19 protein-coding genes are annotated in these 17,382 nt (G+C 40.4%); 12 read left to right on the top strand and 7 right to left on the bottom strand.

Annotation, left to right across the window (positions count from 1 at the left end; translation table 11 throughout):
- Both ACLR96_RS06900 and ACLR96_RS06895 read left to right on the top strand, forming a co-directional pair.
- On the top strand, positions 1-1,064 hold a 1,064-nt coding region (locus ACLR96_RS06900; protein ID WP_412265485.1), incomplete at its 5' end, for a carboxylesterase family protein.
- Positions 1,065-1,237: 173 nt separating this feature from the next.
- On the top strand, positions 1,238-2,173 hold the full coding sequence (locus tag ACLR96_RS06895; protein ID WP_177269772.1) for an NAD(P)-dependent oxidoreductase: 936 nt from the start codon (positions 1,238-1,240) through the stop codon (positions 2,171-2,173).
- 88 nt (positions 2,174-2,261) lie between these two features.
- Here ACLR96_RS06895 and speB read toward each other — a convergent pair whose 3' ends face one another.
- The gene (gene speB, locus ACLR96_RS06890; protein ID WP_177269770.1) at positions 2,262-3,161 is read right to left on the bottom strand and encodes an agmatinase; all 900 of its coding nucleotides are present in this window, start codon (positions 3,159-3,161) and stop codon (positions 2,262-2,264) included.
- Between the two features lie 138 nt (positions 3,162-3,299).
- Between speB and ACLR96_RS06885 the strand changes: the two genes are divergently transcribed.
- From ACLR96_RS06885 to ACLR96_RS06875, 3 genes are read left to right on the top strand one after another with little or no spacing between them, the layout of a single operon-like run.
- Positions 3,300-3,965, top strand: coding sequence for a winged helix-turn-helix domain-containing protein (locus ACLR96_RS06885; protein ID WP_177269768.1), 666 nt, complete (start codon positions 3,300-3,302; stop codon positions 3,963-3,965).
- A complete protein-coding gene (locus ACLR96_RS06880; RefSeq protein ID WP_177269766.1) occupies positions 3,966-5,357 on the top strand; it encodes a sensor histidine kinase in 1,392 nt (463 codons plus the stop codon). It begins immediately after the preceding gene.
- Complete coding sequence (locus tag ACLR96_RS06875; RefSeq protein ID WP_207722943.1) at positions 5,350-5,733, top strand: PepSY domain-containing protein; 384 nt, start codon at positions 5,350-5,352, stop codon at positions 5,731-5,733. The genes ACLR96_RS06880 and ACLR96_RS06875 overlap by 8 nt, the downstream gene beginning before the upstream one ends.
- A 15-nt stretch (positions 5,734-5,748) precedes the next feature.
- Here ACLR96_RS06875 and ACLR96_RS06870 read toward each other — a convergent pair whose 3' ends face one another.
- The gene (locus tag ACLR96_RS06870) at positions 5,749-6,075 is read right to left on the bottom strand and encodes a branched-chain amino acid transporter permease (protein WP_177269763.1); all 327 of its coding nucleotides are present in this window, start codon (positions 6,073-6,075) and stop codon (positions 5,749-5,751) included.
- A 23-nt stretch (positions 6,076-6,098) separates the two neighbouring features.
- Entirely contained in the window at positions 6,099-6,809 is a 711-nt protein-coding gene (locus ACLR96_RS06865; protein WP_177269761.1) for an AzlC family ABC transporter permease, read from the bottom strand.
- A gap of 282 nt (positions 6,810-7,091) precedes the next feature.
- On the opposite strand from ACLR96_RS06865, the gene ACLR96_RS06860 reads away from it, so the two are divergent.
- The 3 genes from ACLR96_RS06860 to ACLR96_RS06850 all read left to right on the top strand — a co-directional run bounded on the left by ACLR96_RS06860 (position 7,092) and on the right by ACLR96_RS06850 (position 8,935).
- Entirely contained in the window at positions 7,092-7,985 is an 894-nt protein-coding gene (locus tag ACLR96_RS06860; RefSeq protein ID WP_177269759.1) for a hypothetical protein, read from the top strand.
- Between the two features lie 45 nt (positions 7,986-8,030).
- The gene (locus ACLR96_RS06855; RefSeq protein ID WP_177269757.1) at positions 8,031-8,465 is read left to right on the top strand and encodes a hypothetical protein; all 435 of its coding nucleotides are present in this window, start codon (positions 8,031-8,033) and stop codon (positions 8,463-8,465) included.
- Positions 8,466-8,542: 77 nt separating this feature from the next.
- Positions 8,543-8,935 (top strand): putative ABC transporter permease, encoded by a 393-nt coding sequence (locus ACLR96_RS06850; protein ID WP_177269755.1) that lies wholly within the window; start codon positions 8,543-8,545, stop codon positions 8,933-8,935.
- Here the strand turns inward: ACLR96_RS06850 and ACLR96_RS06845 are convergent.
- On the bottom strand, positions 8,877-10,289 hold the full coding sequence (locus ACLR96_RS06845; RefSeq protein ID WP_177269753.1) for an alanine/glycine:cation symporter family protein: 1,413 nt from the start codon (positions 10,287-10,289) through the stop codon (positions 8,877-8,879). The two genes, ACLR96_RS06850 and ACLR96_RS06845, sit on opposite strands and share 59 nt — an antisense overlap.
- Positions 10,290-10,503: 214 nt before the next feature.
- On the opposite strand from ACLR96_RS06845, the gene ACLR96_RS06840 reads away from it, so the two are divergent.
- Both ACLR96_RS06840 and ACLR96_RS06835 read left to right on the top strand, forming a co-directional pair.
- Positions 10,504-12,048: a phosphomannomutase/phosphoglucomutase gene (locus tag ACLR96_RS06840; RefSeq protein ID WP_177269751.1), complete on the top strand. Its 1,545-nt coding sequence runs from the start codon at positions 10,504-10,506 to the stop codon at positions 12,046-12,048.
- Positions 12,049-12,052: 4 nt separating this feature from the next.
- Positions 12,053-12,922 (top strand): NAD(P)H-hydrate epimerase, encoded by an 870-nt coding sequence (locus ACLR96_RS06835; protein WP_177269749.1) that lies wholly within the window; start codon positions 12,053-12,055, stop codon positions 12,920-12,922.
- Between the two features lie 68 nt (positions 12,923-12,990).
- Here the strand turns inward: ACLR96_RS06835 and ACLR96_RS06830 are convergent, their stop codons facing one another.
- The 3 genes from ACLR96_RS06830 to ACLR96_RS06820 are packed head-to-tail and all read right to left on the bottom strand — an operon-like array spanning position 12,991 to position 15,260.
- Positions 12,991-13,407, bottom strand: coding sequence for a MazG family protein (locus ACLR96_RS06830; protein ID WP_177269747.1), 417 nt, complete (start codon positions 13,405-13,407; stop codon positions 12,991-12,993).
- Positions 13,408-13,437: 30 nt separating this feature from the next.
- Positions 13,438-14,289, bottom strand: a complete 852-nt coding sequence (larE, locus tag ACLR96_RS06825) for an ATP-dependent sacrificial sulfur transferase LarE (protein WP_177269745.1) — start codon at positions 14,287-14,289, stop codon at positions 13,438-13,440.
- 29 nt (positions 14,290-14,318) lie between these two features.
- Positions 14,319-15,260, bottom strand: a complete 942-nt coding sequence (locus ACLR96_RS06820; RefSeq protein WP_177269743.1) for a DMT family transporter — start codon at positions 15,258-15,260, stop codon at positions 14,319-14,321.
- A 510-nt stretch (positions 15,261-15,770) separates the two neighbouring features.
- On the opposite strand from ACLR96_RS06820, the gene ACLR96_RS06815 reads away from it, so the two are divergent.
- Both ACLR96_RS06815 and cysK read left to right on the top strand, forming a co-directional pair.
- Complete coding sequence (locus ACLR96_RS06815) at positions 15,771-16,391, top strand: histidine phosphatase family protein (RefSeq protein WP_177269741.1); 621 nt, start codon at positions 15,771-15,773, stop codon at positions 16,389-16,391.
- A gap of 17 nt (positions 16,392-16,408) precedes the next feature.
- Positions 16,409-17,326: a cysteine synthase A gene (gene cysK, locus ACLR96_RS06810; RefSeq protein ID WP_177269739.1), complete on the top strand. Its 918-nt coding sequence runs from the start codon at positions 16,409-16,411 to the stop codon at positions 17,324-17,326.
- Positions 17,327-17,382: the final 56 nt, after the last annotated feature.

The following is a 17,382-nucleotide window of genomic DNA, read 5'->3' as shown; positions in this document are numbered from 1 at the left end:
GGCTGACATGGATACAGGAGAACATAACAAGTTTCGGAGGAGATCCGGAAAATGTAACTATATTCGGAGAGTCAGCAGGAGGAGCGTTTGCATCACTTCTTACAGCAAGTCCTGACGCGCAGGGTCTTTTTAACAGAGCCATAGCCGAAAGCGGATGTGTGAATCTGACATTTGATCAGGAAGATTTTGATGCTACGGGAACGACAGAAGCGCTTCTGGAAGCAACAGGTGCGAAGAATATGGATGATTTGATGGCAATACCTGAAGAGGAACTGATAAGGATCTATACAGAAGAAGATCTTGACGGTGAGGGAACAACTCTTAATGATTTGTATAACATGCCTTACAGAGGTCAGGAAGGCATCGTGGAAGAAGATCCTTATGAAACTCTCAGAAGCGGAGTAGGAAAAGATGTAGATCTTATGATCGGTACTAATGCGGATGAGTGGAGATACTGGATAAATGAAATGGGCGATGTGGAAATGACTGAGATGGATGAGGAAGGCATAGAAGAAAACATGGCCGTATACGAGGAGGCTGTAGCTGCAGAAAAAAAAGAGGAGGCTTACGCAGTGGCTTCTGACAGAGACAAAGAAAATCTTGATAAGTTTTTCCAATTAGAGCAGATCAAAGATTTGGATGAAATATGGCAGAACACGGAACTCGGAAATGAGACAGGTTTCAGGATGGGCGCTATAGAAGCTGCCTCATGCCATGCCGAGGCAGGAGGAAATACATATATGTATTATTTTGATATCCCATCCGATAATTTTGATTTTGTGGGAGCCTGCCATGCTTCCGAGGTTGCTTATGTATTCCATAATGAAGATGAGACAGGATTCAGCGGTACGGTAGACAAGGATCTGGCAGACCAAATCTGCGAAGCATGGGTGAATTTTGCCAAGACCGGAGATCCCAGCGTAGGAGATATTAAATGGACGAAATATAATATCGATGAAAGAAATACTATGGTAATTACAAAAGACGGTCTTAAGATAGAAAGTGATCCTCTGGGAGATCAGAGACAGCTGCTTCAGCCGTTTGCAAAATATTATCTTAAATAGTTTGGATATAGCGGATAGGACTGTATTGATTTAAAATCAATACAGTCCGTTTTTTAGTAATGAAGAGAGACTTTTTGTTATCTCATCTATTTGTAAGATGATTGACGTGTGGATGTTTAATGAATATAATCGATGTAACAAAAAGCGCGTAAATGACAGAAAGGATATATGATATGAAGATAGCGGTTGTGGAGCCTTTGGCAGTAGAGAAGAAGGAATTCATGAAAATAGCAAGAAAAGCGGTAGGCGATGATGTGGATATAGTATACTGGGATACACGTACTGAGGACACTGCGGAACTGGCAGAAAGAGGAAAAGATGCTGATATTATCGCAATAGGCAATGTTCCCTTTCCAAGGGAAGTGCTGGAGAAATGTGAGAATCTTAAAATGCTGGCAGTAGCTTTTACAGGATTGGATCACGTGGATCTTGAATATTGCATGGAAAAAGGGATAACAGTGAAAAACTGCGCCGGATATGCTACCGTGGCAGTAGCTGAACTTACTTTTGGTCTGATTTTGGACGTTTACAGGAATATATTGGCATGTGATAAAGCAGCAAGGCTTGGAGGCACTAAAGACGGTCTTGTAGGATATGAACTTGAAGGAAAAACCATAGGTGTAGTGGGGACAGGTGCTATAGGTACGAGAGTTATAGAAATATCAAGAGCATTTGGAATGGATATAATTGCATATAACAGGACTTTCGGCAAGGTAAAGGGTGTAGCTTACGTAAGCCTTGAGGAAGTGCTGCGCCGCGCTGATATAGTTTCCCTTCATGTTCCTCTCACAGCCGAGACAAAAGGCCTTATAGGAAAGAAGGAACTGGATATGATGAAGCCTTCCGCGATTCTTGTAAATACCGCCAGAGGACCTGTAGTAGACAGCAGAGCATTGTCAGAAGCATTAAAACAAGGAGAGATAGCAGGGGCAGCTATAGATGTGTTTGACACAGAGCCGCCTTTAGACGGTAAGGATCCCCTTCTTACAGCTCCCAATACTGTGGTTACTCCTCATGTGGCCTTCGCAACAAAGGAATCCATGGTAAAGAGAGCGATAATAGAGTTTGACAATATCGCATCATTCATAAGAGAAAATCTGCAGTCATAGGTCAAGCATGAGTCATTATATTTTTATATCAAAGCAGTTAAAATAAAAAAGCTTCTGTATATGGAAGCTTTTTTATTATATGAATAAATTACTTACTGTGATGATTCAGTACCTCGTGTATTATTCTGAGAGCAGCCCAGCTTGTTATATCATTTATATCAAGCGGCGGAGCCACTTCTACTATATCCATTACTTTTACAGGAAGGTTTTTGAGAACGCCTTTCAGGATTTTGATGAGATCTATGGGATTGAGACCTCCACAAACAGGAGTGCCTGTACCCGGAACGAAAGCAGGATCCAGAACATCTATATCCAGAGTCAGGTATATGGCATCATAATCTTTGTAATGCTGTGAAAGTCTGGACACGATGTCAGATGCTCCTATATCATAGACTTCTTCAGCGCTGATAGTTATTATATCAGGATTGTCTTGGAGAATACTGAGCTCTGTTTCCTCTGCCACACGGACTCCTATGAATGTGAGATCTTTCCCTTCAACGATATTTTCAAGAGCACGAGCCTCTGTACATGCGTGAGACCACGGGTGGCCGTCGTATTCAGGGCAGAGGTCATAATGGGCGTCAAAATGTATTATTCCTATCTTTTTTCCCCGGAAATAAGTACCGAAAGCTTTGTGAAGAGGGATGGTGACGGAATGATCTCCGCCTAAGAACAGGCAAAATTTTTCTTTCTGCATCAGCTCAAAGGCATTTTTTTCCACAGAGTCAAAATATTTTTTCCAGTCAAGCTCTGCCCTCAGATCTCCTACATCATATAAAAGCCCTTTCTTTATAGGTCTGAATTCATCAGTAGTATCCGAAAGTTCTGCCGAAAGGCGGCGCAGATGATCGGGAGCCTTTGCGGCGCCTTTGTTGAGACTCACAGCATTGTCAAAAGGTATGCCCATTATCAGTATACTGGCATCTTCCATAGTATCTGCTGACCAGCGTAGCCATGAAGCTTCATTAAAATCCGATTTTTCCAACATATCAATACCTCCGTCTTGTTTTCTTTTCTTTCAGTGTATCTATTACAGGTGAGAAAATCAATAATATAAAAATAAAAACAGGTTTTTAATGATATTTTAATTTGAAACTGATAAAATCTGTGTCATAGGAGGAGGGCTATGAGAATATTGGTAGTAGAAGATCAGAAAGATCTCAATGAAATAATAGTGCGAAAGCTTACAAATGAACATTATAAGGTGGATTCGTGTTTTAATGGAGATGAAGCTTTGGCTTTTCTCAGTTGTGCTGAGTATGATGGAGTGATACTGGATATTATGCTTCCCGGAACGACGGGAATAGGTGTGCTTAAGAATATGCGGGGATCAGGAGATAAGACACCGGTTCTTTTGCTTACAGCTCTGGGAACAGTGGAGGACCGTGTGGCAGGGCTTGACGCAGGAGCAGATGATTATCTTGTGAAGCCCTTTGACTTTGATGAGCTGATGGCAAGAGTGAGAGCCATGATAAGGCGAGGAGGAGAACGCGCAAGCAGTATCATAACGTGTGGTGATCTGATTCTGGATTCATCTTCAAGACGTGTTGAGCGAGACGGCATAGAGATATCCCTTACAGCAAAAGAGTTTGATATATTAGAATATCTTATGCAGAATGAAGGGAGAGTGCTGTCCAGGGACAAGCTGTCTAATCATATATGGAATTATGATTATGACGGCGGTTCGAATGTTATAGATGTATATGTATATCATTTGAGAAGAAAAATAGACGATGGTTTTGATCAGAAAAAAATTATAACAGTAAAGGGCGCCGGGTATATGGTGAAGTAGATGAGCAGAATATCAGTCAAAGTAAAGATAACTATATGGTATACTGTTTTTCTGGTGGTTATCACAGGCGTATTTCTGCTTGTCATCACATATACAGGCAATATAAGAGCCGGGGAGCTGGCTCGTACAAAACTGGCGGATTCGGTTTCTGATGCCAGAGATGAGATAGGTACATTGGGAGAAAATTTCATAATAGATGAAGATCTGGACTTTTATGAGGAAGGGGTATATATAAGTGTATATGATGAAACAGGCGATCTCGTGGAAGGACGCAGACCCATTGAAATTTCGGAATTTCCCGAGCTGAAAGATAAATATATGCATAAGCTGAAAGCTGACGGGGAGATATGGTATGTTTATGACAGCAGGTTTGAGATGAACGGAAAAGCAGTCTGGGTCAGAGGCATAGTAAAGGATTTTGCTGAAGGAGGGACATTTTCTTTTATTCTGAGATTTGCAGCGGTAGCGCTCCCGGCCCTTGTTGTAATCGCTGCGCTGGGAGGATATCTCATAACAAAGCGGGGATTCAGACCGGTTAGGAATATACTTGAGACGGCTTCTGAGATAAGCCATGACGGAGATCTTTCAAGAAGAATCGAAACAGAGGCCTCATCTGAGGCGTCAAAAGATGAGATATATAAGCTGGCGGGGGCATTTAACAGTATGTTTGACAGCCTTCAGAGTTCTTTCGAAAAAGAGAAACGTTTTACTTCAGATGTTTCACATGAGCTGCGGACTCCCCTTTCAGTTATTATTTCTCAGAGTGACTATGCTCTTGAAGACGAAGGGTATAGAGAGAAAGCTTTGAATGTTATAAATCGTGAAGCAAAAAGAATGGCTAATCTGGTGAGCAGGCTTTTGATTCTTGCCAGAAGTGATTCTGGTAAGCTGAGAGCCGAAAAAGAGAAAGTGGATTTAAGCGATTTGTGCGAAACTGTGGCATGGCAGCAGGAAAGTATAGCTCGGGAATGCGATATAATCATTAAAAGTGCGGTAGAACCGAATGTATATGTTTTGGGGGATGAAGCAATGCTTATTCGGGTTCTTCTTAATATTGTGGATAATGCTGTTAAATACGGAAAGCCGGGAGGCCATGTTGAAATACAGTTGGAAACGGTTGATTCGTGGGCATGCTGTACTGTGAAAGATGATGGGATAGGAATAAAAGAAGAAGACTTGTCAAAAATATGGCAAAGATTTTATCGTACTGAGGAAGCAAGGCGTGAAGAAGGCTCGGGGTTGGGACTTGCTATGGCAGAGGCTATGGTGAAGGCTCATAATGGAATAATAGAAGCTGACAGTGTATATGGGCAAGGAAGCCGGTTCAGAATTAAGCTCCCTTTGTATCAGGAGAGTGGGGAGTTTCCGAAAGGAGGAAATCAAAGTGTTTAAAAAAAATATATCTATAATGATTTCTGCAGCAGTTATCCTGTCGTTACTGTTGTTTACAGCTTGCAGCCATGATACGGAACACAGGTCTTCTGCTTCTTCGGAAGAAAAAAAACTGTATTCAGATCATCATGATAAAGACGGAGATGATCTGCATTACCTCCAGAGCAGCGCAGATGATATAGGAATGGATGAGGCTATAGATATTGCCGTGTCTAAAGTGCCGGGAGCCTCATCATCAGATGTGACTGAGATCGAGAGAGATTATGATAATGGCCGGATAGAATATGAAGGAGAGCTTTGGTACAATGGCTATGAATATGAATTTGAGATAGATGCAGCGACAGGAAATATACTGAAATGGGAAATAGACAATTAATATTTTATGAGGATATCAGAATATGAATTGTACAAGTATCATATAGAAAATCGTTCCCCCTGCGATTGAAAGCAGCATTTGGCGTTTCCAAAGGTGGAGGAGGACAACTAATATGATAGACAGCATTTCAGGAATTCCGTGGCTGCCTGCAAATATACTGACGTTTTTCAGACAATATATGATCAGAAGTCCGAATACAGCGGAAGGGAGTACGTTGCCCAGATATTGTATGTATTTTGGAGTAGGTTTTCCCGCCGGGAAAATTATAAAAGGGATAAAGCGTGTCAGCATAGTACCTAAAACTACCATGCCTACGGTGATCATCTGTTGTGTAAGTGTCATTTTATGAACCTCGTTTTCGGATTTTAGTCTTGAAGTTTATTTTCAAGAGGCTTTCGTATCAGCGTTAGGATGCCTAATATAGCCAGCATAGCAGGAATTATGAAATTATCAGAACCAAATAATATGAGACAGAGCAGCGATATGCCGATACCTATGAAAGCACTTGCATGCTGCTTTTCTTTTAGCCATTGTTCCATAAAAATTACAGTGAACATGGCTGTCATTACAAAGTCGATACCCTCTGTGTTAAAGTGTATCAGTGAGCCGAAGATACCGCCCAGAGTGGAACCGGATACCCAGTAAAACTGATTGAATAAAGTAACGAAAAACATAAACCATCCCCGATCTACGTTATCGGGGATGTCAGCTGTGTAGTTGATGGAAAATGTTTCATCGCACATGCCGAATATGAGATATATTTTTTTTGCGCCTGTGTCCCTGAATTTGTCAAGCATGGAAAGTCCGTAAAACAGATGGCGTGCGTTTATCATGAAAGCCATTGCAAGAGCCTGTATGGGATTGAAGGCACCTAACAACATATTTACCGTAACAAATTCAACCGATCCTGCAAATATTGTCATGCTCATGAACATAGGATACCAGAAACTGAACCCGGATACATTCATATATATACCATATGTAAGGCCGAGAAACCAGAATCCGGCGAATATAGGTATTGTATGGGGAAAAGCACACAGAGCGGCTTTCCGGATGGCTTTTATATCGTGAAACATTGTTTGCTCCTGAATTTTAATTATAATTCTAATACTGATGTTATTTGTATTAATGCTGTCCATTTAATATAAAGCCATAAAAATGGAAAAAAGTCAATTTGAGAAATGTAAAAACAGGGAGGAAAATAAAACGAAAGATATCTTCAGATGAAGATCAAAGCGTAAAGCGGTAATTCTAAGAAGAGATATGTAACCTGAGTAATGAGACTGCTACTTTACTAATTTTCGGGAAAGAGTATAATATATCGAGAGTTATATTATCGGCAATAAAGGGGGATCGTAATGAAAGCTGTAAAAATAATTTCTTCTGTAATATTAATATTGCTGCTTCTTACGGCAGAATCATTTGTAATGGGTATATTTTCTGTGGACAGAGCTGTATCAAAAGAGTCAGTATATGAAGCCATGGAGGAAAGCAATATAGTTTCAGAGCTTGTAGATGAAGCACTTAGTGAAGAAACTGTTAATATGGGAGGAACATATGGAGATATGTTAGATGCGGTTTTCCGTACTCAAGCCGTAAAAGATTTTCTTTCAGATTATATGACGGCAGTAATTGATGCGGAGTTGTATGGGAATATATATGAAGAGATAGGCAGCGATGAGTTTATGCAGGCCTTTTCTGAGGGAATAGATGAGGTCAATAAATCCGGATCGTATAATATCTCAGCCATGGAAAGCGAGTTTTTGAAACAGGCTGTACAGCGTAAAGCTCCTGATCTGACACAGAAGCTCAATTCTCAGGCAGATAGGTATGATTCTCTTGACGGAGAGGCATCGGAAAAGATGGCGGACGGGATACTAAGTGATATGGGCTTTCTAAGCGGTCCGGTTAAAGCCGTTTCTCTTTTAGTTACTACTTTAGTATGCGCAGGTCTCATAGCTTTGTGCTGGACAAGCAAGCTGGGGTTTTTGTGGTGTGCTGTTGTGACAGCGTTGATATCATCTGTATTTTGGGGATTGCATTATCTGATACAAGGTGTCATAAGCATATCGGCATCAGATACAATGATGTATCTGATGATAGAAAAAGGTTTTGGCTCGGTTTATACGGCAGGGTTTATAATAGCCGCAGTATTCATGGCTGCTTTTATAATCTTCAGGATAATTTTCAGAAACAAGAAAAAAACGACACATAATGAAAATATTTCCTACACAGAAAGTACACACATATAATAAATAATAAGGTGAAATAATAATTATATGTGAGGTATTTTTGAAATGGAAAAGAAAAACAAATTTGTTAAAGGCAAGGCATCATGTCTTGTGAAGACGCTGTATATCATTGCTGCGGTTCTTATGGCTATATGTGCCTATATGATCGTAGTCAATATTCTGTACATCAGTAATTATGCGTCCAGTTATGGTGTAGCTGTTTCGAGTATGATGGTAGACGCAATACAATATGTTATAACAGGTTCTATAAGTTATTTCATATATGGCGTACTGGTTTTTAGTGCAGGTAAGATAATAAGATTGCTTCAGAGCAGAAACGAAGAGAGATCCGGGATTTCAGAATGTGAGATACAGGAGAGCGAGCGTGTTGATACTTTTGAAAAAACAGAAACGCCGGAAGATGAGAACCCTTCGGAGGAGGACATTCCTCAGTCTGAAGATGCAATCGAAGAAACAAAAGTCATTAACGAAGAAAAATAAAAATCAGTGCGGCAGCATAATGATTTTTTCAAAAATATAACAGGACTACAACCCGAAAATCTATAGATAATATTAGTATGGGATTTATAGTATTTTTAACGGGAGCCGTAGGATATTCAATAATAGAATACTTGTTCAGAGGATATACCCACTGGTCTATGGCATTGACTGGGGGAGCGTGCCTTCTGGCCTTCTACTATTATTTAAGAGAAAGTAAAAATACTCCCACTTTGGCGAAAGCCGCGGTGGGAGCTTGTATTTTCACTGTTTTCGAATTTTTCGTAGGAATAATAGTAAATATCTGGTACAGATGGCATGTATGGGATTATTCAGGACAGCCTGGAAATGTGATGGGACAGATATGTCCTTTGTTTACATTTGCATGGTTTCTGATATGTTTGGCTATACTGATTATTTCCAGCAATCTGTATTCTTTATTCCGAGTTTTTCGGCACGGAACTTGGGATTGAGCCCTTGGGATTTTTGTTGCTGATAATCTGCCAGTACTTTCATAGCAATGCCGCCCAGAAGCAGGATAGAAAATATATTGACTGTAGCCATTCCGCCCATTATAACATCAGCCATGTTCCATGCAAGGCTAAGATCTGCTTGGGCGCCGGCAAACACCATCAGTACTGCAAGTATTCTGAATATGAACATAAAGATTTTGTTTTCACTTATGAATTTTATATTAGCTTCAGCATAGAAATAGTTTCCGATAAGTGAGGTGAAAGCAAACATACATATGCATACTGTAACGATATGGATACCGAATTCTCCAAATACAGTAGCTATAGACTGCTGAACGAGTGGTATGCCGTTGAGTGCTCCGCCTACTTCATATTTCCCTGTAAGCAATACGATAAAGGCTGTGGCCGAACATATGAGAAGCGTATCTATAAATACTGAAAGAACTTGTACAAGGCCTTGCTTGGCAGGATGTGAAACATCAGCAGCCGCAGCCGCATTTGGCGCAGAACCCATACCGGCTTCATTGGAAAACAGGCCTCTCTTTATTCCCATTACCATACATGAGCCTGCGAATCCGCCGAAAATAGATTCAAAATCAAATGCTTCTTCGAAAACTGTTGACATTGCGGAAGGCAGTACTTTTATGTTTACGATAAAGATTACTATACTTATTATTATATATATTATGGCCATTACAGGGACAAGAACAGAAGATACAACGCTGATTTTGTGAGATCCTCCGAAAAAGAGCAGCGCTGAAGCTATGGCTAAGATAAGTCCTATTATCATTGGGACATATGACTCTGAAAAATTCGCAACATAATATTCGAAGGCAGAAGATATGTTAAATGCCTGAAGCCCGTTAAATCCAAATGCGAATGTTAGGATAAGCAGTATTGCGAATACGATACCGAGCCATCTTTGACCCAGTGCTTTCTGAATGTAATAAGCGGGACCGCCTTTGAATATGGAGCCGTCTTTTTCCTTATAGACCTGAGCGAGAGTACTTTCTACGAAAGCTGAAGCTCCGCCGATAATACACATGATCCACATCCAAAAGAGCGCTCCCGGACCTCCTGCCACAATAGCTGTAGCGATGCCTGCGATGTTTCCGGTACCTACTCTGGAAGCTGTAGCTATCATCAAAGCTTGGAATGAGGACATTCCTCCTTCAGTATGACTTTTTTCGGTAACTACTCTGCATGCTTCAGGGAGAAGTCTTATCTGAACAAACTTGGAACGGACAGTAAAATAAATACCTGCTCCGATAAGAACAATGATCAGAAATTTGCTGTAAAGAAAGTCATTGCATACAGTTAGAATGTCATTGAATGTTGTTAAAAAAGTATTCATTTGTAAAACCTCTTAGAATAAAGTGTGCCGGCTGTTTCCCCAACAGCCTTAGAATGTGTCTGACTGCATGAATATCTGAAATGATATTCACAGAGCGAAAAAAATAAAATAACAGCTTTTATGTATAAGTGGGTTGGCTTATAATAAGAGCGTATGCGACAATATTTTAACATCTGCAGCGTTTAAAATCAAACAATAAATAGGAGAGTATCATATGAAAAATTATAAGAAACTGCAAAACGGCAGCGATATAAGAGGTATCGCGATAACGGGAGAACCCGGAGAATTACCTAATTTAACGCCTTACGAGGCTGTGGATATCGCCAGAGGATTTGCTGTATGGCTTTGTGATAAATTAGACAAAAATCCTGAAAGTGTGACTATTGCCATCGGAAGAGATCCGCGTATATCGGGCAAGCGTTTGATGGAAGGGCTTATGAATGGGTTTGGCCCTTATGGGATAAAGGTTTATGACTGCGGATTGGCCTCTACTCCCGCTATGTTTATGACAACAGTATTTCCTGAATTTTCATGTGATGCAGGGATTATGATAACAGCAAGCCATTTGCCTTATAACAGAAATGGATTTAAATTTTTTACATCTGAGGGCGGTCTTAATAAAGGAGATATTTCCCTCATTCTTAAATATGCTGAGGATGAAAATTCAGGTCCAGCAAATCTCGGTGAGCCTAAAAATATTGAAGGGAGAGTCAGAGATTTTGGCAAATTAGTTTATCCCGCTCAGGAGGGGGATGTGATGTCTGTATACTGCCGCCATTTGAGAAAACTTATACAGGATGGCGCAGGCATGGGGGAGAGACCTCTTGAGGGGATGAAAATAGTAGTAGATGCAGGTAATGGAAGCGGCGGTTTTTTTGCCAGAAGGGTTCTTAAACCTCTCGGAGCGGATATATCAGACAGTCAGTATCTTGATCCTGATGGAATGTTTTTGAACCATGCCCCTAATCCCGAAGACCGGGAAGCTATGAACTCACTGGCTATGCAGGTTCTCCGAACGGGAGCAGATTTTGGACTTATATTTGATACTGATGTGGATAGGTCTGCAGCTGTAGACGGGAGAGGCAGAGAGATTGCCAGAAATGGAATAGTTGCTATGGCGGCTGCTTTGGTAGCTGAAGAATACCCCGGTACTACTGTAGTTACAGATAGTATTACCAGTAGGCAGCTGACTTCCTTTATAGAGGATGGTCTGGGACTTAAACACATGAGGTTCAAACGAGGATATAAAAATGTTATAAATAAGGCGCAGGAGCTTAACAGACAGGGAACAGACTGTCAGCTGGCTATAGAGACTTCGGGGCATGCAGCTTTTAAAGAAAATTATTTTTTGGATGACGGAGCCTATCTGGCTACAAAGATAGTCATAGAGGCAGCTAAACTGCGAAAACAAGGGAAGTCCCTTGATTGTATCATAGAGAAACTTGAAAATCCGGCAGATGAGAGAGAGATAAGAATACCTATTACGTATGGAGATTTTGGAACGTATGGAGATAAAATTCTCAATGATCTCGAGGATTTTGTAAAGTCTTCAGAGGAACTCTTTCTCGAAGAACCTAATTATGAAGGAGTTAGGATAGGCTTTCCCAATGGATGGTGTCTCTTGAGAAAATCATTGCATGATCCTATTCTTCCTATGAATATGGCATCAGATGAGGAGGGCGGATGTGACAGTATCGTTGATACAATGAAAAAATTCTTATCGTCATACGACGGCTTGGACCTTATGGTCATGGGGTAGAAATATGAATAAAAACAGGGAACATTTCGTTACATGCGGACAGATGAGGATCCTTGAGAAAAGAGCAGATGAGAATGGGCTGTCATATTATCAGATGATGGAGACGGCTGGTTCCTCAGCTGCTGAGATTATCTTGGAAATAGATATGTACAGAAGATTTATCGCCGGTAAAGAAGATGTTTCGGATACGGTTAACAGCAAAGTTGCAGAGACTGTATATGTTGGAAAATCAATTAAATCGCCTAAAAGCTATGTTAGTGCCGAAAATAAAGGCTGCGATGAAAAGGGCGATTGGAGTAGCAGAAGGAAAAATGTTCTGGTATTTTGCGGGAAAGGCAATAACGGAGGAGATGGTTTTGTCACAGCAAGGATACTGTGTAATAAGGGATATGAAGTCACAGTGATTTTAGTAGATGGAAAACCAGTTACAAGTAACAGCAAAATTAATTTTTCTTTGATTGAAGATATGCCCATAACTATTGTAGATATGAAGGAGAATGAAAGAGCGCTGATAGAATTAAGAGAGATTCCCGATATCATAATAGATGCGATATATGGAACGGGATTTCAAGGGGCTCTTAATGGCAACGCACTGAAAGCTGCCATTTATATAAACAATTTTTCTAAAGGCTCTTCTGATTCGACTTGCCGTGGAGGGCCGATCATATTTGCGCTGGATATCCCTTCGGGGATAAGCGGTGATCTGATAAATGAAAAATATCTGGATCACAGCTGTGTCTGCGCCGACTACACTATTGTTTTTCATGCCAAAAAACCTGTGCATCTTCAGAAGTTTGCATCGGGATATTTTGGCAGGATAGTTGTCTGTGATATCGGGATAGATGAGGAACGTCTTTGGAATGTTGAAATTTAAAATTTCAAATCCTTCGGGTCTGTAATCCCTCGAGATCACAGGCTATTTTTTATTGTGTCAGGAATATTTTATTTCGATTTTTCCTGTTTTTTAATTTCTTGCCATAACTGAAGACTTTCTTCAGGAGAAGATACCTTTACATCACCAAACACATGCGGGTGTCTGCGTATCATTTTTTCGGAGACTCCTTGGATTACATCGTTTATTGTAAAATATCCTTTTTCTGAGGCTATCTGGGCGTGCATAACTACCTGCAGAAGCAGATCGCCAAGTTCTTCGCAAAGATTAGCGGTATCTTTATTATCTATGGCAGATATGACTTCCCCGGATTCTTCTATGAGACATTCTTTTAATGTTTCGTGTGTCTGCTTCATATCCCATGGGCAGCCACCCGGGGATCTGAGAAGCGAGATTATCTCTGTAAAATCATTAAAATCATATTTTCTGTTTTTATCAGAAGAATTGAATTTTTTCTTTTCTGTCATGACCATGTTCTCCTTTATGATTATGCATTTTTATTCGTTCAGATTGCCCATTTTGTATCCGCCGAGATCAAGTGCGGCGAATCTGAATCCACATTTTTTAATTTCATCATTTACTTTGTCCATAAACTTTTCATCAAAAAATTTTTTTCTGTCGTGAGGAAGCACCTCTATTCTCGCTACATCTCCGTGATGTCTGACTCTGATTTGGGTAAAACCAAGAGCTTTAAGAAAGCATTCGGCTTTATATACTGATAAAAGTTTTTCTTTTGTTATAGTTTGACCGTAAGGTATCCTTGAAGCAAGGCAAGCGAATGCGGGTTTTTCCCAGATAGGAAAAGTTTTCCCATCGTCAGATGGTATCATAAGAGCCTGTTTTATGAAGGGGTCTGTATCGGAAAGTTTTCTAAGAGATTTTCTGATTTCCGATTTTGTAAGGCCGGCATCTTTAAGAGGACTTGATATACCAAGTTCCTGCAAGGCTTTGTATCCCGGCCTGTAATCGTCGAGATCATCCAGATTAGTACCGTCTACAAGATTTCTTCCTTGTTTTTCCGCAATTTCTTTTATTGAAGAAAATATTTCACGTTTGCATATATAGCATCTGTCAGGAGGGTTATCAGCAATTACAGATAGAATGTGATCTACGGAAGCTATATCGTGGTTTATACCGAGTTCGCTGCACAGATAATCAGCATAGGCTGTTTCATCATCAGCAAAATGAGGACCTTGTGCCGTTACGGCAGATACTCTGTCGTCGCCCCACAGTTTGTAAGCGAAGGTCAGCAGGAAAACGCTGTCTACTCCTCCGGAAAGCGCAACAGTAATTCTTCCGAGATCATTTAATATGTATTCGAGTTTTTTAAGTTTTTCATAAATAGTCATAGTTATTTTATTAAAGGTCTTAGACCTTTTTACTCCTGTTCTGTAATTTTGGGTTCATCTGTATTTTTTTCTGCCTTTTTTTTCGGTGGAATCTGAGCAAGAATCACAGCTGTAAACATCAGGCCGCATCCTATGACTTCTCTGTATGTGAGGGTTTCGCCCAGAAAAACACCTCCGAAAACAACTGCGAACAATGCCTCTGTACTCAGTATTATTGAGGCAACAGTAGGGTTTAGATGTTTTTGTCCCAGAGCCTGGAATGAATAGGCAATGGCGGTAGAGAAAACAGCTGTATAACAGATAGCCGGGGCCGCGGTCAAGATAGCCGGAAGAGAAATGTCATCAAATATAACGGCAATTATCAGGCTTAAGAAACCAGCTACAAAAAACTGAAATGCATTGAGCTTCAGCACATTTATCTTTGGAGCGAAATAGTCTATGCATAAGATATGAAAAGCCCAGAAAAAAGCTCCGATCATAATTGTCATATCTCCGGGGTGGACAGAGAAATCTTCTGTGATGCACAGAAAATAGAGTCCTACTACACCTACAAGAGCTCCGAGCCATGTGAAAAGAGATGTTCTGTGCTTTAGGAATATTCCCATGATAGGGACAAGAATGATATAAAGAGCTGTAATAAACCCTGTTTTTCCGGCATCTACTGATACCAGCCCCAGCTGCTGAAGGTTAAAAGCAAAGAAAATTACGATACCGCACAGAGATCCGCCGGTAAGCAAAATTTTTCTTTCCTTTTTTTTCTTTTCTTCAGTTTTTTTCTTTAAATCTTCTTTATTTTTTATGTTCATTATAAGCAACATCACACATAATGCAGCTGCTCCTAAAATCATTCTGAAAGCGCTGAAATAAAAAGGACTTATGGAATCCATTCCTATTTTCTGTGCCACAAAAGCTGATCCCCAGATTATGGCGGTTATGAATAAACATATTGTGGATTTTGCTGTATTGTTCATATTTTTTATCCCTTTCGTACTGTGCTGCGCCGGAAGATTATATTAAACCGAAGAAGCTGCAAAAAAATTCGGACTTTGCAGATTCCGGTGAAAATGTAAGTCAGATTTTTTGTTAAAACATACTTTATTAAATTCATTGAAAGTATATCAGTAAAAAATTGAATTTTCAAGGGCAATACATATCTTTTAGGAAGGAGATATAAGTCTTTTGCAATAATCGGTTTTCACTGTCTGTCAGCTTTTTAAGCTTTCTTTGACCGAGCTTTTCTATATATGAAACAGCTGAGAAAATTATAAAACGAAAATTTTAGTGGGCAGCGCTGAGATAAAGAGGCCATCCGGCAAACCGAAATAATTCTGTTATTGTATTGTTATTAATTTACTATTTATTGCGTAAAAAATAAAATAAACACTGTCTGATGCAAACAGGTTGCGGATATGTTATCATTGTAACAAGTCATATAAAGGATGTTTCCGACGGAGAAACATTCAAAGGAAGAAGGTACACAGATGGAATCGAAGATATGCCTCATAAGGCATGGCATAACAGAAGGCAATAAGAACAGACTCTATTATGGACACGCTGATATTCCTCTGGCAGCAGAGGGAATAGATGAACTTAAACGGCTTGCCGAATCGGGACTTTATCCTGACGGTGTTAATGCGGAATTTTATACGACAGGCCTGAGAAGAACCGAACAGACTCTTGAGCTTATATATGGCCGGCAGAAACATGAATCTCTGGAAAAACTGAAAGAGTTGAATTTTGGCTCTTTTGAAATGAAAAGTCATGCAGAACTTAAAGATCTTGAAGAATATAGGATATGGAAATCTGATAAACTCGGTAATTTGCCGCCTCCTAATGGGGAAAGCCTGCAGGCTTTTTATAAAAGAGTGATTAGAGGATTTGATGATCTTAAAGAACGTAATGCTTTGAAAGCTTTTTCCATGAGACATAAAGATGATGAAGCTCTTTCCATAGCGGTATGTCATGGAGGAACAATATCAGCTATACTGGAGAGTATATATCCTAAGGTAAAAGACAATTTTTATAAATGGATACCTGATCCCGGTCATGGATACATATTGTTTATGGAAGACGGCAAAGTAGCTGATACAGAAAAATTTTAGAAGATGAGGGAGGCTTTATGAACATTAGAAATACGATAACTGATCTTATAGGAGATACTCCGTTGCTCAGGCTTCATAAAATGGAGGAATATTTTGGCTCGTGCGCGGAAATTGTTGCGAAGGTTGAAATGTTTAATCCGGCAGGAAGTATAAAAGACAGAGTAGGTTATAAAATGATTTCTGAGGCCGAGAAAAGCGGAAGACTCAAACCGGGAGGGACTATTATAGAGCCTACCAGCGGGAATACGGGGGTGGGGATCGCCATGGCTGCCGCCGCCAGAGGGTACAAAGCAGTTATGGTAATGCCTGAAAGTATGAGTATCGAAAGACGGAAATTGCTGGCTGCTCTGGGAGCGGACCTTGTTCTTACCGACAGAGAGGAGGGTATGCAGGGCAGCGTGGAAAAAGCAAAAGAGCTTTTGGAAGAAATCCCGGGAAGCATAATCGCAGGACAATTCGAAAACCCGGCTAATCCTCAGGCGCATTACGAAACGACAGCTCCGGAAATCTGGAAAGATACGGAAGGTGAGTTAGATATTTTTGTGGCTTCTTTCGGAACCGGGGGGACTGTTTCGGGAATAGGCCGTTATCTTAAGGAAATGAACAGCGCAATAAGAATCATAGGTGTGGAGCCTGCATCATCACCGCTTGTAACGGAAGGCTGGGCAGGTACACATCAGATACAAGGGATCGGAGCTAATTTCATACCGGAGATTTTAGATGCCGACATAATGGATGAGGTTATGACGGTTACAGATGAGGATGCTCTTCAGACTATGAAAAATTTAGCTCGACTGGAAGGTGTTCTGGCGGGTGTTTCATCGGGAGCTGCTATTTTTGCTGCGGGACAAGTGGCTGCAAGAAAAGAGAATGAAGGGAAACGAATTGTAACAATATTGCCTGATACAGGTGAAAGATATTTAAGTATATTTTGAAAACTGTAATAAAACGAAAACGCTGCCCGGGTTTATACTCTGGGCAGCGTTTCGCT

The sequence above is a fragment of the Lentihominibacter sp. genome (genome assembly GCF_046951855.1).
In the GTDB taxonomy this organism is placed as follows: domain Bacteria; phylum Bacillota; class Clostridia; order Peptostreptococcales; family Anaerovoracaceae; genus Lentihominibacter; species Lentihominibacter hominis.
Note: the sequence above shows the minus strand (reverse complement) of the source record. Positions and strands in the feature narration are given on the sequence as shown.